Genomic DNA, 15,790 nt, shown 5'->3' on the forward strand with positions numbered 1-15,790 from the left:
TATCTTTTGTTATAATTTTTTATGGAAAGTTCTGCTAATAACTTCAAGTTGTTGTTCTTTTGGTAGTCTGTTGAAATGAACGGCATATCCGGATATTCTTATTGTTAATGTTGGATATTTATCTGGATTCTCCATTGCATCAATTAGAACTTCTCTATTTAGTACATTTACATTTAAATGGTGTGCACTTTGCGCGAAGTAACCATCTAAAAGGAAAACAAGGTTGTTTATTCTTGTAGATTCATCTATTCCAAGTGCAGCTGGTACTATTGAAAAAGTATTTGAAACTCCATCTTGGCAATAATTTCTATAAGGAATCTTAGCAACTGAATTTAGTGATGATAATGCTCCGTTTTCATCGCTACCTTGTGTTGGGTTTGCTCCAGGGGCAAGTGCTATACCTTGTTTCCTTCCATCTGGAGTTGATCCTGTCTTCTTACCATAAACAACATTGGAGGTAATGGTAAGTGCTGACAAGGTATGTTCTGCACCTTTATAAGCTGGATGTTTCTTAAGTTCATTGCTAAATTCCTTAATAAGATTAACAGCTAAATCATCAGCTCTGTCATCATCATTTCCGTATTTAGGAAAAGTTCCTTCAATTTCAAAGTCTATCGTTATGCCTTTTTTATTTCTTATTGGTTTTACCTTAGCAAATTTTATAGCACTTAAGGAGTCGGCTGCAACTGATAGTCCAGCTACTCCGAAGGCCATGAAGTATTTAAGGTCTGTATCATGTAGTGATAATTGACCAGCTTCATAAGCGTACTTATCATGCATATAATGTATAGTGTTCATTGTATTTACATACATATCCGCAACATAGGCGAGTACTTTTGAATACATTGCTCTAACTGATTTGTAATCAAGAATCTCATCAGTATTTTTTGGAATTCCAGGTACTACAAGCTTACCTTTTAATTCGTCTATTCCGCCGTTAAGTGATAGTAATAATGATTTAGCAAGGTTTGCCCTAGCCCCAAAGAATTGCATCCTCTTACCAATTTCCATTGCAGAAACGCAACAAGCTATTCCATAGTCTTCACCATAAATAGGTCTCATTATATCATCATTTTCATATTGTAATGCATCCGTTTCAATGGACATTTTAGCACAGTATTTTTTAAAGGGTTCTGGTAATTTTTCTGACCAAAGTACAGTCATATTTGGTTCTGGAGCTGAGCCTAAATTAGTTAGTGTATGAAGGAATCTAAAGGAATTCTTTGTTACCATTGGTGTACCGTTAAGGGCTACTCCTCCGATTGATTCAGTAACCCAATTTGGATCACCGCCAAATAACTCATTGTATTCAGGAGTTCTAAGATGTCTAGCCATTCTAAGCTTAATTACAAATTGATCAATGATTTCTTGAGCCTCATCTTCAGTTATTATACCTTCTGCTAAATCCCTTTCGAAATAAATGTCTAAGAAATTAGTAGTTCTCCCAAGAGACATTGCAGCGCCATTATTTTCTTTTATTCCTGCAAGATATCCCATATAAACGGCTTGAACAGCTTCGCATGCGCTGTTAGCTGGCTTTGAAATATCAACATTATATTTTAGGGCCATGCTTTTTATTGAAACAAGTGCTCTTATTTGCATACTTATTTCTTCTCTATGTCTTATCAGATCATCATAGGCGTGTCCTGTTAATTCATTTAAATCTTTTTTCTTCTCATCAATTAAAAAATCTATACCATAAAGGGCTATTCTTCTATAGTCTCCAATTACGCGACCTCTTCCATAGGCATCAGGAAGTCCAGTTAGGAGTCCTACAGTTCTTGCAACCTTTGTAGCATCAGTGTATGCATCAAAAACACCTTCATTATGAGTTTTTCTGTACTTGGGAAAATATTCTTCTATATCTTTATTTAATTTATAACCGTAAGCTTCTAATGATTGCTCTACCATTCTAAAGCCACCAAATGGGTTTACTATTCTTTTGAGTGGTGCATCTGTTTGAAGTCCAACAATAACCTCGTTTTCTTTATCTATGTAGCCAGGAGCGAAATTATCTATTCCCGAAACTTCATTAGTTTCTACATCTATAATACCTTTTTTTATTTCTTCTATTATAAGTGAATTAGCCTTATCCCAAACACTACTAGTCTTAGCAGTTTTTCCTACTAAAAAACTATCATCACCTTCATATAGCGTATAATTTTTTTGAATAAAGTCACTTACATTAGTTTCGTCTTTCCACTGATCGCCTTTGAAACCGTTCCATTGTTTAAACATTTGTTTTCCTCCTTATGTAGTGTTTGCTAAAATTTTTAAATATCAAATATATGTGAATATCATGCAATATATTTTGGATTTGCTAATACTTAAACCTAAAATTTATAACAGATTAATAGTGTATTTACATTATGTTACCAAAACTTAAAATACAATCTGCTAATATAATATATTATAATATTAATAATGAAACAGTTCAAGTAATTTATAAAAGTTGTAATATTAAAAATATTCTAATAATTATACAAACGTTGGTATATAAAGATTTAACAATGCTAAAAAAAAAACAAGATTACATAACAGATTTTTTTAAAAATGAAACACATCAAAATTATAGTGATGCAATCAGCTTCTTAATGTGAATAAATTGTAAAAAGATTATTAAATATACAATATTAAAGAAAAACCTTATTATTTACATATATAATAAGGTATAATGAATATTGTATGTATTTTATTGGAGGTGGATTCTATGAGAAGGCCTAGCATATTTAGCAAGGATTATGAAAAACAAGTAAAGAAACGAAGAAAGAAAATATTTTTAATGATTTTAGTGCCTATAATAGGCTTATCCATATTTTTAATTACAGATTTCGATTCTATGTTAAATAAAGGAATAAGCGTGAAGGAAAGTATAAACAATATCTTCACAAATAAATCAAAACAGGATACAGTGGATGGGGAAAATAAAGCTGCGGAAGTACAAAAAAAAGAAGAAGTAATTAAACAACAACCTGAGGTTACTGAAAAGGTTGCTATAGAGAATGAAATCTTCGCTATTACATTGTCTGATGGCCAAAAAATTAGTGTTAAATATAATGTGAAGGCAGCAGTGAAAAGTATAGAAGGTATATCAGATTCTAAAGGTATATCTTATGATATAAGTCCAAGTAAAAAATCAATAGTTATACAAAGTAAGATAAATCAGGATATCCTATACTTTGATGTTAACAAAATCAGTAAAGACATTACCAAGAAATCACATACCTCTAGCAAAGGTAAAGTATTTTATAAAGAAGACAAAATCAAAAAAGATCCAAATTATGTTTGGTCAATTATGCCTAAATTCATCGATGAAGATAATATTGTGTATGTTAGTGAATTACCCTGGATGAATGAAGAGGCGACGCAATATATATGGAAAGTAAATTTAAAAAGCAATGTTCATTCACAGGTGAAACCGGCAAAGGGTAAAAGTATTACTTTTAAAAATATAACATCTAAAGGGTTGGAAACGATAATAGATAGTGAAGCTTATCATATTACATCCACAGGTAAAATACTAAATTAGGTAAGAAAAATTGTGTTAGCTAAAAAAGAACTTAAATTATATTGTAGATTGTGTTGTAAATTATAAAGAAATTAGTTATAATCAGTACTATTGGACCATATAAGCAGATAAGTACTATAAAATTTGTAAATACCTTGAAAGTTGTGTTATAATATATAATGGTTAAGTTAACAAGCATTTGTGGTAATTAGGAGGAGAAAATTAATGAACGTTAAAATGGAGAAATTAGAAAAAAATATTATTAAATTAGAAATAACTGTAGAAGCAAAAAGATTTAATGAATCCCTTAAAAAATCCAGTGTAAAAAATACAAAAACAATAAACATACCTGGATTTAGAAAAGGTAAAGCACCAATGTCTATAATAAAGAAAATGTATGGTGAAGGTGTTTTCTTTGAAGATGCTATAAACTTCTGTTGTGATGATACATACCCAGAAGCACTAAAAGAGTATGATATAAGTCCACTAGATTATCCTAAAATCGATATTATAGAAATAGGAGAAGGAAAAGATTTTATTTATACAGCGTCTGTAGTGGTAATTCCAGAAGTTGTACTTGGAGAATATAAAGGCGTAGAAGCTAAAAAAATTGAATATAATGTAACGGATGAAGAAGTTGAAAAAGAACTAAAAGGCATGCAAGAAAAAAATGCTAGAATAGAAGAGAAACTTGATGGTACTGTTGCAATGGGTAATATAGCTATTATAGACTTTAAGGGATTTATTGAAGATGTACCTTTTGAAGGTGGAGAAGGAAAAGATTTTGAACTTGAAATTGGTTCGGGATCATTTATTGATACTTTTGAAGAGCAGTTAATTGGCTTAAAAGTTGGAGAAAATAAAGAAGTTAAAGTTAATTTCCCAGAGAAATATGGAAGAGAAGAGTTGAATGGAAAACTTGCTACATTTAATGTAACAATTAAGAGTATGAAGGAAAAAGAATTACCAGCTATTGATGATGAATTTGCTAAAGATGTTTCAGAATTTGACTGTTTAGAGGAATTAAGAAACGATATTAAATCATCACTTAAAAAAACAAGCGAGGATAGAGAAAAGAAAGAATTTGAAGAATCTGTTATGGATGCAGTTTGTTCAAACGTTGAAATGGATATACCAGAAGTTATGATAAAAAGAGAAACTGATGTAATGCTCAAGGATTTAGAAATGAAGTTAAAATATCAGGGGTTAGATCTTGAATCATATTATCAGTATACTAATAACACTGAAGAAAAAGTTAGAGAATTTATGAAAGAAGCGGCAGAGAAAAGAGTTAAAACGGACCTAGTAATTACAGAAATAGCTAAAATAGAAAAAGTTGACGCTACTGATGAAGAAATGTTAGAAAAAGCTAAACAAGTTGCCACTCAATATGGAGAAAAAGATATAGAAAAAACAGCAGATTTAATTATGAATGCACAAAAACAATATCTAAAAATTGATGTTGTAAATGAAAAAGTAATAAAAATGTTAGTCGAAAGCGCTAAAGTTATTGCATAATATATACTAGAATTAATTGCCAGATACTTTTCTGGCAATTAATTTTAAATATAGGATAAAATCATATGTTTAAAAAATAATTATATAGGATAGAATTAAATAATAGATCGTCTTTTGAAGTAGTTCTATTACAAGAGTAGAGGAGGGAATTATATGAGTTTAGTGCCAATGGTTGTTGAACAAACTAATAGGGGAGAAAGATCCTATGATATTTATTCAAGGTTATTAAAAGAAAGGATAATTTTTCTAGGAGAAGAAGTAAATGATGTAACTGCTAGCTTGATTGTTGCTCAATTACTGTATTTAGAGTCTGAAGATCCTGACAAAGACATTTATTTATATATAAATAGCCCAGGCGGTTCAATTACGTCAGGAATGGCTATTTTTGACACAATGCAGTATATAAAACCACAAGTTTCAACTATATGTACTGGTATGGCAGCATCAATGGGGGCTTTCTTATTGGCTGCTGGAGAAAAGGGAAAAAGATTTGCATTGCCAAACAGTGAAATTCTCATACATCAGCCACTAGGAGGATTTCAAGGTCAAGCAACAGATATTGATATACACGCAAAAAGAATTCTTAAAACTAAAGAATCATTAAATCGGATACTTAGTGAAAGAACTGGCCAAACAATTGAGAAAATTCAACATGATGTTGAAAGAGATTACTTTATGAGCTCACAAGAGGCTATGGAGTATGGATTAATAGATGAAGTTATAACTAAAAAGAAATAACATTAATTGAGGTGAAAATATGCCAAAGTTTGACGAAAAAAAACAATTGAAATGTTCCTTTTGTGGTAAAAATCAAGACCAAGTTAGAAGATTAATTGCAGGACCGGGAGTGTATATCTGTGACGAATGCATAGAGTTATGTTCTGAAATAATCGTAGATGAATTCCAGGGAGATGTAGAACTAGATTTAGGGGCAATACCAAAACCAGCAGAAATAAAAAAATATATAGACGAGTATGTAGTTGGTCAAAACCAAGCTAAAAAGTCTTTAGCTGTGGCAGTGTATAATCATTATAAAAGAATAAATTCAAATATTAACGAAGGTGATGTAGAACTTCAAAAAAGCAATATTTTATTGCTTGGCCCTACTGGTTGTGGTAAAACACTACTTGCTCAAACCTTAGCAAAATATTTGAATGTGCCATTTGCTATAGCAGATGCAACTACTCTTACTGAAGCAGGATATGTAGGAGAAGATGTAGAAAACATTTTGCTTAAACTTATACAAAATGCTGATTATGATGTAGAAAAGGCAGAAAAGGGTATTATATATATAGATGAAATAGATAAGGTTGCTAGAAAATCTGAAAATCCTTCTATAACAAGGGATGTATCTGGAGAAGGAGTTCAACAGGCATTACTTAAAATATTAGAAGGAACTACAGCATCAGTTCCACCACAAGGTGGAAGAAAGCATCCTCACCAAGAGTTTATACAGATAAACACAGCTAATATTTTATTTATCTGTGGGGGTGCCTTTGACGGGCTTGATAAAATCATAGAAAAAAGAACTAGAACTACATCGGTTGGTTTCGGAGCTGAAATAAGATCTAAAGAAGAGGTAAATATAGGGGAGTTATTGCAGTCTATAATGCCAGGAGATTTACTTAAATTTGGTTTAATACCAGAATTTGTAGGGAGACTTCCTATAGTAGTTACATTAGAAGCTTTAGACGAAGAGGCATTAGTGAAAATTCTTAATGAACCTAAAAATGCGCTGATAAAACAATATAAGAAATTATTTGAAATGGATAACGTAGAATTAGAGTTTGAAGAAGAAGCATTAAAAGCTATTGCAGAAGAGGCAATTAAAAGAAAAACTGGAGCTAGGGGACTTAGATCTATTATTGAAGATACAATGAAGGAGATAATGTTTGATATTCCTTCGAATGAACAGGTAGTTAAAGTAATAGTTAGCGATGAAACTATTAGAACTAAAACTCCACGATTAGTTTTAGCTGAAAATGGGAAAAGAGAGAAGTTGAAAATTCCGAAAAAGACTAAAAGTAAAAAAGGTATAGAAACAGCTTAGTAGTGATAATAAAAGACGGTATATATATTTTAAATATATATACCGTCTTTTATTATCATGTATGTAAGTATTGTGTATTATATGGAGTATAAAGAATATATTAAGTATAACTTGAGCATAATATCAGATGATACAACATTTAACAAGACGTTGTAATCTAATATTTGAAGGGAGGGTTAGTTTAATATATTAAATATTAAACTTCAAATAATATGACTATGCAATTTCTTATGGTAATACAACTTGTTTTTACAATAATAATTGGTTTGTATTTTTTTAATGCATTAAAAAGTCAGCAAAGTAGCAAGGGTACTTTTAATAAAGAAAGTAAAAAAGAAATGGAAAAATTAAGGAAAATGAAGAGCATATGCCTTACTGAACCACTTACAGAAAAAAGTAGACCGACAAGGTTCGAAGATGTTATAGGTCAGGAAAAAGGGATTAAGGCATTACAGGCTGCAATATGCGGTCCTAATCCTCAACATGTCATAATTTACGGACCACCAGGTATAGGAAAAACAGCAGCGGCTAGATTAGTGCTAGAGGATGCTAAAAAAAGAGAAAGATCCCCTTTTAATGCGGACTCTAAGTTTATAGAAATAGATGCAACCACCGTTAGGTTTGATGAGAGAGGGATAGCGGATCCCCTTATTGGATCTGTTCACGATCCAATTTACCAAGGCGCTGGACCACTTGGAGTAGCTGGGGTACCTCAACCCAAGCCTGGAGCCGTTACAAAAGCACATGGTGGTATTCTGTTTTTGGACGAAATTGGGGAATTGCACCCTATAGAAATGAATAAACTACTTAAAGTGTTAGAGGATAGAAAAGTATTTTTAGATAGCGCTTATTATAATGGAGAAGATCCTAACATACCACTTTATATAAAAGAGGTATTTGATGAAGGTCTTCCAGCTGATTTCAGGCTCATAGGTGCAACTACTAGAAGTCCAGAAGAAATAATGCCAGCAATAAGGTCAAGGTGCGTAGAAATTTTTTTTAGGCAACTGGCACCGGAAGAACTAGAGTTAATTGCAAAAAACTCAATAGATAAAATAGGACTTAAGATTTGTGAAAAAGCATTAAAACTTGTAGGTAAATATTCTGGGAATGGTAGGGATACTGTTAATTTAATTCAGTTAGCTAGTGGAATAGCTATTAATGATGAAAGAGATGAAGTAAGCATTGAAGACATTGAATGGGTCATAGAAAATGGGCAGTACTCGCCAAGGATAGAATCTAGGATAGCTGACACACCGCAAATTGGATATGTAAATGGTTTAGCGGTTTACGGTGCTAATATGGGAGCGGTAATGGAGATTGAAGCTTCTGCCAAAAAAATAAAACTTAGAAAAGGTGTGCTTAAAATTACAGGAATTATTGAGGAAGAAGAAATAAGTAGTAGCAATAAAAAACTAAAAAGAAAAAGTACAGCAAGGTCCTCAGTTGAAAATGTAGTTACGGTTCTTGAAAAGTATTTCAATGTAGATTGCGATGATTATGATATTCATGTAAACTTTCCAGGAGGCTCCCCTGTGGACGGACCATCTGCGGGTGTAAGTATTGCCACGGCAATATACAGTGCGATAAAAGGTATACCAGTTGACAATATGGTAGCGATGACAGGAGAAATATCAATTCATGGTAATGTAAAGCCTATAGGAGGCGCCAGTGCTAAGATTGCTGCTGCTAAAAAAGCCGGAGCTACAAAAGTTATTATTCCAAAAGACAATTGGCAGGATAGCTTTAAAACAATCTCAGATATAAAAATTATACTGGTGAGTAATATTACTGAGGTAATTCACGAAGCGCTTCTTCAGGATACAGCTAAAAACGTTTTAATTTCATTTGAGAAAGATGTGGATGTTCTAGCTGCAGAATCACTAAAGGTTTAAAATGAAGTAATCCCTATTTTATTATAGCGGATTACTTTATTAAATTTTATGGGTGCTACGAGAAAAAAGCATTGAGTTATATATGATACTTATGGATTTATGTCCACAAGTATTGAAAAATAATTGTATTATAGGTATACTATAGTAGTTAAACTATAAAAATATAGTAAAAGGCTACTAATTTAATATAGAAAAGAGGGAGAAAAATGGATAAAAACATAAAGCTTCTTCCGCTAATTCCACTAAGAGGTATGAGTATATTTCCATATATGGTATTGCACTTTGATGTTGGCAGAGAAAAATCTACACTTGCATTAGAAGAGGCTATGCTTAATAATCAAGAAGTTTTTCTGGTTTCACAAAAGAAGGCAAAAGTTGAAGAACCAGAAGAAAAGGATATATATAGTATTGGTACTGTTTGTAATATAAGACAAATATTAAAGTTACCAGGAGATACAATTAGGGTGCTAGTTGAAGGAATAAAACGAGGAAAGATTTTGGAATACAAAGATACGAATCCCTTTGTAATTGCAGAAGTAGAAATTATTGAAGATGAAGTTTACACGGAAGATAAGAAATGTAAGGCACTACTTAGAACTATTGATAAATCATTCGAAGAATATATAAACCTATCAGCTAATAATTTTCCGGATGCACTATTTAGTTTAGAAGAAACAGAAGAGCCAGGAAGATATTGTGACATTGTAAGTTCATATTTAATACTAAAGCCGTCTACAAAACAAGAATTACTTGAAACCTTAGTGGTTATTAAAAGATTAGAAAAACTACTATTTATATTGAAAAATGAGGTTGAAGTATTAAAAATAGAAAAAAAAATTGGAACAAAGGTTAAAACTAGAATTGATAAAATTCAAAAAGAATATTATCTGAGAGAACAAATGAAAGCTATACAAGAGGAATTAGGAGAAGATGACGAGAATAAGCGAGAAACAGATGAATATGAAATTAAAATAAAAAAATCAAAGCTTCCCAAAGATGCAAAAGAAAAGGCGATTTATGAACTAAATAGATTAAAAGGTTCAGGAAATTATTCTGCTGAAAGTGGGGTAATAAAAGCTTATTTAGATTGGATTTTGGTTCTACCTTGGAATAAAGCCACTAAAGATAATATAGATATTAACAAAGCTAGAGAAGTTTTTGGAGCAGAACATTATGGTCTTATGGATGTTAAAGAAAGAATAATAGAATATTTAGCAGTTAAAAAAATAAGCAAAACACTTAAGGGGCCAATACTTTGTTTGGTAGGACCACCAGGAGTTGGAAAAACATCTATAGCAAAATCTGTTGCAAATGCGTTAAATAGAAATTTTGTTAGAATGTCACTGGGCGGAGTGAAGGATGAGGCTGAAATAAGAGGACATAGAAAAACTTATGTAGGTGCAATTCCAGGTAGGATAATATATGCTATGAAACAAGCTGGATCTAAAAACCCACTGTTTCTACTGGATGAAATAGATAAAATGAGCGGGGATGCTAAGGGTGATCCTGCAGATGCGCTTCTAGAAGTTTTGGACAGTGAGCAAAATTCAACGTTTAGAGATCATTATCTAGAATTAGATTTTGATTTATCAAAGGTACTATTTATAACCACTGCAAATAAATTGGATACTATTCCAAGACCGTTATTGGATAGAATGGAAGTTATTGAGGTATCGGGGTACACTTCAGAAGAAAAATTTCACATTGCAAAAAATCATCTTATTGTAAAGATGTTAAAAGAACATAATATGCAAGAAGGTAAGATAAAATTTACAGATTCTTCAATAACTTGTATTATAGAAAGTTATACTAGGGAATCAGGGGTAAGAAATTTAGAAAGACAAATTGCTTCAGTTATTAGAAAGTCAATAACTGAAATGGTAGAAAAAAATATAGATAATGTTAATGTAGAGATTGAAGATGTTAAAAGATATTTAGGTGCTGTTTTATATACTTATGATAAGGCTGACAAGGAAGATTCAGTAGGTATAGTAAATGGACTAGCGTGGACTGAATACGGCGGGGTTACCTTGCTTGTGGAAGTCAGTGTTATGGAGGGAACTGGAAAGCTTCAGCTTACAGGGCAATTAGGAGATGTTATGAAGGAATCTGCTAAAGCTGGATACAGTTATGTTAGATCTAATGCACTTAAATATAATATTGATAAAGATTTTTATAAGAATGTTGATATTCATATTCATGTACCAGAGGGAGCAGTGCCTAAAGATGGTCCTTCAGCAGGGGTAACTATGATAACTGCGATGGTATCTGCCCTAACTAAGCAAAAAGTAAGGCATAACGTGGCAATGACAGGGGAGATTACCCTTACAGGAAGAGTCCTACCTATTGGAGGGCTAAAGGAAAAAGCATTAGCCGCATATAGAGCTGGTATTGATACAATTATAATTCCAAAGGATAATGAAAAAGATATACAAAAGATACCAGACAGTATTGTGGATAAACTAAAATTTATAATTGCAAATAAAGTAGAAGATGTACTTGAAAATGCATTAATTGGAGAGATAAATAATGGAAATTAAACAATCAGAATTCATAATATCAGCAGTAAAACCAGCTCAGTATCCAACAGATAATAGAGTAGAGTATGCTTTTATTGGTAGGTCTAATGTTGGTAAGTCATCATTAATAAATACTTTAACCAATAGACGTAAATTAGTTAAGGTTAGTGGTACACCTGGAAAAACTAGACTTATAAACTTTTTTTTAATAAATAATAGCTTTTATTTTGTTGATTTACCGGGTTATGGGTATGCCAAAGTATCTAAAACTGAACAAGCTAAATGGGGAAAGATGATGGAAGACTATTTAATTCAAAGACCACAACTTCAAAAAGTAGCACTACTTGTGGATTGCAGACGTAAACCTTCTAAAGATGATCTATTAATGTACGGATGGATTAAACATTTTGGATATGAAGTTGTAATAGTTGCTACAAAAAAAGATAAGTTAAACAGAACAGAGCTTATGAATGGTAATAAGCTAATAAGGGAAACGTTACAGCTAGAGCCAAGGGAAGAAATTATTAATATCTCATCGCTTAAAAAAACTGGTGTAAAAGAGCTTTTAGTCAATATGTTTGGAGATGATCAAGTCGAAGTAGAATAAATTTAAAAAAATAAAAATAGACCTACATTACAGTGCTAGATACTAGTATTTAGCACTGTAATGGGGTCTATTTTTTTTCGTCTACTATTAGATGTGAAAATCAAAAAATATTTTTGTTAAGGTATTTAGTTGAAAAATCTGTGTCAATTTATTTCTATCAGAATAGTATATATTAGAATACAAAAGAAGAATATTTTTAAATTAAGAGGTAAACTGAGGAAAATAAAATTAATGATGGTTTTTTATTTAAATAACCTATAAGGAGGGAAGTATAGTGGATATGAATGGCTTATTAAGTGGATTAGCTAGTGCTCAAGGCAACAAAGGTGGTAAAAGTTGTAACAACAACGGTAACTGTGGAGGCGGCTTTGGCGGAAATAACATTATCTGGATTATCGTTCTATTATTTCTAGTTGGTGGAGCCGGATTCGGAGGACAGAATGATGGTGGTACTGTATGTGGATGCGAAAAGAAACATGTGAAAGAATTATGTAGATGCGGATCAACTGGTAATGGTTACGGTGGACTCGGTGGCTTAGGTGGCGGACTTGGAGCAGACGGCGGCGGATTATGGATAATAATTATATTACTATTATGTTTCTGTGGCGGAAATAAAAACAAAGGATGTACTAACAATATTATAAACGTAGACTCTGACGAAGACTGTTAGTTAATTCATTAATTAAAATATGACTAAGAAGGGAGGATTTTATATGTCAAGATCAAGTAATAATTGTTGTTGTGAAAGTAAGCCCGTATGTTGTGGAAATAGCGGAAGCGGAGCAGGTTTTGGAAGTATATGGATAATAATATTGATAATTATACTTTGTTGTAATGGTAACGGCTTTGGTGGCAGATGCTAAGGATGGACAATAAATTTAATATTTAGTAAACAATGGATAAATAAATGTTAATTACCATAGAAAAGGTTAAATAACATTAGAACATGGCCATGAAATGGCGGTTTTAAATGTCAAAACGAAGAGGTTGTTGTTAGCTAAAAATTAGGGGGAGCTTAGGCGTGAGTTTAGGCTCTCCCATTAATAAATGAGGTGATAATATGTCAAAACACCATAGAAGCCATAGAAATGATATGAATAATGGAAATAACAATAATAACGGAAATAACAATAATAATGGAAATAATCAAAATAACAACCAGAATAATAACCAGAATAATAACCAGAACAACAACGGTAATCAGAACAATTCTGGCAACAATCCACTGGCACAATTGCTTAATGGAAATTCTGGAAACCCACTTATGGGATTACTAACTAGCTTTCTTTCAGGAAATAATGGTGGTGGCAACAACATGCTTGATGGGTTACTTTCCGGGTTAGGGGGCCAAGACAATAATATGTTGGGGAATTTACTGGGCAGTTTAGGTGGCGGTGGGCAAGACAACAATATGCTATCAAACCTTATGAGTAATTTAAATGGTGGAGGAAATAATCAATTTGATAACTCAATGAATAATTCGAATTCACAACCCAATAATACAAAACAAGCAAAAAAGTATACTACTAAAAAAGTCCCAACGGTTAATGATGAAAATAATGATATGCAAGATTCATATGAAGATCAGCAAGATAATCCCTTATCAAATATATTTTCAGGTATGGGTGAAATAGATTTAAGCCAAATCTCAAATATGTTATCTGGTTTAGACTTAAATAATTCCAATCTTAGTGATATGATAAATTCCATATCAAATGATAATTCATTTGTAAGCAATGATGTTGAATTTAAACATACGAATCCTAAAGAAAGAACACATAGTATTTTGAAAAATTTAGAGGATGAGGATATGGGACAGTTAATCTATATATTAGCTCATCTAGTAGATGATAATAAACTTGAAATGCTCAATAGAATTGTTGAAGAGAATTCTAATTAAAAATATTGAAGTTTCACTAATTGTGCATTTTTATTGAGGTGTATTGTGATGAAATTATGTTTTTAAAAGCAACACATAAATCGTAATTTATGTGCTGCTTTTTTATTCGTGATCTATTAATTGTCATCCCCATTATTTGGAAGAACATAAGTTATCATGGTACATTTTCCATCAAGGATTCCACCTTCAGAAATCATTAATTTTTTAACAGAGATATCTCCTTTTACATTACCACAATTTTCTATAGTTAATGTGTTTTTGCAAGTTATATTTCCATGGACTATTCCATGTATATATGCATTATTACATATGGTGTTACCTTTTACTTGCCCAGATTCACCTAGTACTATATCATCCTCCGAGAACAAGTCACCATCAATAGTACCATCTATTTTTAGTAGCCCATTTCCAGTTATAGATCCAATGATACAACACCCATCCCCAATTAAAGTTTCAATTCTATTCATATCTTTTTCTTTATTGCTATTACTATTACTAAACATATTAATTTCCCTCCAATTTTATATTTAATTAGGTTTCTAAATGATAATTTGTAGAAAAAAATTTAAATTATATTTTATAGTGAATAAAATTTAGCGAAAAGGTTAATATTATAAATGTAATCGGAGTTGAAATCTCCATTAGCATAAAATAAATTATTTTATGCGGACCCCCCCCCATCCCCCTTGGGACCGATAATACGGTCCCTTTTGTAATTATATAAAAGATGACAGCTTCCAAACAACCTAAAGATATATTATTTAATATCTATAGAGGTAATCATAAAGGTGGAAACGTTGTTATTATTAGGTATAAGTTTAAGAATTAATTCTATAGTATAGTTTTTTGTTTCTTTTACACTAGCGGTATTATTTCCTCTGAAATTTAAAGTCCATAGAATTTGACTTACATTACCGTCTTTATCCCAATTAGAGTCTTTGAAGACTGCATCTTGGAAGTTGAAGTATACTTTTCTGCTTGATAAATCTTTTAGTAGTGAAATGTCATTACCACTCAAACTAGATGCAAAAATATTTTTTGATATGCACAATTTTTCTGTAGGAAAGCTTGTCATAAGATTTATGAAACTAAGTATGGTATCCTTCCCCATAAAATTATAAATATAATTATAGTCAAAGGACTTTAGGCTATTTTTAATTAGAATATAACTGATAAAATTCATTTTGCCATCTTTAATATTTCCGGATAAAACTTTAGGAGTCTTATTATTCTTATTGTCTACAAAACCTAGAATATTATTATTACTACAAAAAATATCATCAAATTTTTCTCCATTCCAAAAGAATACATGTTGAATAGATTTATTATTTCGAGAAGATTCCTCTATAGAGGCCTGAGTAAATATTTCAGGCACACTGTTTCTAGATATGTCCATTAAAGTAAGCCTCATCGGCCATTGTGTATAATAATTACCTACAGTTTTAATTTTTTTAGAAGGTTCTAGATAATAGCTTTTATCTCCTGAGTTTATTTGAATATAATATTTATCTGCATCTGTTTTTATGTAAAGAATATCCTTAGTTCCATCTCCAGTTAAATCAGACTGCAACATTTTAGTTTCATCAATAATATTAAATGTGTTTATTGAGTTATTTGTAAAAACCAAAAAGAATCTTAATATTATAGCAAAGACAATAATTGCTAAGGCATAATAAATAAACTTCTTTTTTAGAAATACCACATGTAATTTCATATATTCCACCCCCATTAGATTATATGTAACAATTCTAAATTTAATTAATTTATCTAGAAAAAATTTAAAAAAATTTATA

13 protein-coding genes are annotated in these 15,790 nt (G+C 31.4%); 10 read left to right on the forward strand and 3 right to left on the reverse strand.

What is annotated here, in order from left to right; translation table 11 throughout:
• Positions 1-9: 9 nt before the first annotated feature.
• A complete protein-coding gene (pflB, locus tag ACREWB_RS06485; RefSeq protein ID WP_431546647.1) occupies positions 10-2,238 on the reverse strand; it encodes a formate C-acetyltransferase in 2,229 nt (742 codons plus the stop codon).
• A gap of 472 nt (positions 2,239-2,710) precedes the next feature.
• Between pflB and ACREWB_RS06490 the strand changes: the two genes are divergently transcribed.
• The 10 genes from ACREWB_RS06490 to ACREWB_RS06535 all read left to right on the forward strand — a co-directional run bounded on the left by ACREWB_RS06490 (position 2,711) and on the right by ACREWB_RS06535 (position 13,997).
• Positions 2,711-3,529 carry a hypothetical protein gene (locus ACREWB_RS06490; protein WP_431546648.1) on the forward strand — a complete coding sequence of 273 codons (819 nt, stop codon included), beginning with the start codon at positions 2,711-2,713 and terminating at the stop codon, positions 3,527-3,529.
• 204 nt (positions 3,530-3,733) lie between these two features.
• On the forward strand, positions 3,734-5,026 hold the full coding sequence (gene tig, locus ACREWB_RS06495) for a trigger factor (protein WP_431546649.1): 1,293 nt from the start codon (positions 3,734-3,736) through the stop codon (positions 5,024-5,026).
• A gap of 153 nt (positions 5,027-5,179) precedes the next feature.
• Positions 5,180-5,764 carry an ATP-dependent Clp endopeptidase proteolytic subunit ClpP gene (gene clpP / locus ACREWB_RS06500; RefSeq protein ID WP_291643603.1) on the forward strand — a complete coding sequence of 195 codons (585 nt, stop codon included), beginning with the start codon at positions 5,180-5,182 and terminating at the stop codon, positions 5,762-5,764.
• 19 nt (positions 5,765-5,783) lie between these two features.
• Positions 5,784-7,076, forward strand: a complete 1,293-nt coding sequence (gene clpX, locus ACREWB_RS06505) for an ATP-dependent Clp protease ATP-binding subunit ClpX (RefSeq protein WP_431546650.1) — start codon at positions 5,784-5,786, stop codon at positions 7,074-7,076.
• A 212-nt stretch (positions 7,077-7,288) separates the two neighbouring features.
• Complete coding sequence (gene lonB / locus ACREWB_RS06510; RefSeq protein WP_431546651.1) at positions 7,289-8,971, forward strand: ATP-dependent protease LonB; 1,683 nt, start codon at positions 7,289-7,291, stop codon at positions 8,969-8,971.
• Between the two features lie 206 nt (positions 8,972-9,177).
• On the forward strand, positions 9,178-11,511 hold the full coding sequence (gene lon / locus ACREWB_RS06515) for an endopeptidase La (protein WP_431546652.1): 2,334 nt from the start codon (positions 9,178-9,180) through the stop codon (positions 11,509-11,511).
• Complete coding sequence (gene yihA, locus ACREWB_RS06520) at positions 11,501-12,097, forward strand: ribosome biogenesis GTP-binding protein YihA/YsxC (RefSeq protein ID WP_431546653.1); 597 nt, start codon at positions 11,501-11,503, stop codon at positions 12,095-12,097. The genes lon and yihA overlap by 11 nt, the downstream gene beginning before the upstream one ends.
• 274 nt (positions 12,098-12,371) lie before the next feature.
• Entirely contained in the window at positions 12,372-12,767 is a 396-nt protein-coding gene (locus ACREWB_RS06525) for a hypothetical protein (protein WP_431546654.1), read from the forward strand.
• Between the two features lie 43 nt (positions 12,768-12,810).
• On the forward strand, positions 12,811-12,960 hold the full coding sequence (locus tag ACREWB_RS06530) for a hypothetical protein (protein ID WP_431546655.1): 150 nt from the start codon (positions 12,811-12,813) through the stop codon (positions 12,958-12,960).
• A 197-nt stretch (positions 12,961-13,157) separates the two neighbouring features.
• The gene (locus ACREWB_RS06535) at positions 13,158-13,997 is read left to right on the forward strand and encodes a hypothetical protein (RefSeq protein WP_431546656.1); all 840 of its coding nucleotides are present in this window, start codon (positions 13,158-13,160) and stop codon (positions 13,995-13,997) included.
• 116 nt (positions 13,998-14,113) lie between these two features.
• Here ACREWB_RS06535 and ACREWB_RS06540 read toward each other — a convergent pair whose 3' ends face one another.
• Both ACREWB_RS06540 and ACREWB_RS06545 read right to left on the reverse strand, forming a co-directional pair.
• Entirely contained in the window at positions 14,114-14,500 is a 387-nt protein-coding gene (locus tag ACREWB_RS06540; RefSeq protein WP_431546657.1) for a bactofilin family protein, read from the reverse strand.
• A 254-nt stretch (positions 14,501-14,754) separates the two neighbouring features.
• Positions 14,755-15,711: a VCBS repeat-containing protein gene (locus tag ACREWB_RS06545; RefSeq protein ID WP_431546658.1), complete on the reverse strand. Its 957-nt coding sequence runs from the start codon at positions 15,709-15,711 to the stop codon at positions 14,755-14,757.
• Between the last annotated feature and the right edge of the window lie 79 nt (positions 15,712-15,790).

This window comes from Clostridium sp. (genome assembly GCF_050717635.1).
In the GTDB taxonomy this organism is placed as follows: Bacteria; Bacillota; Clostridia; order Clostridiales; family Clostridiaceae; genus Clostridium_AD.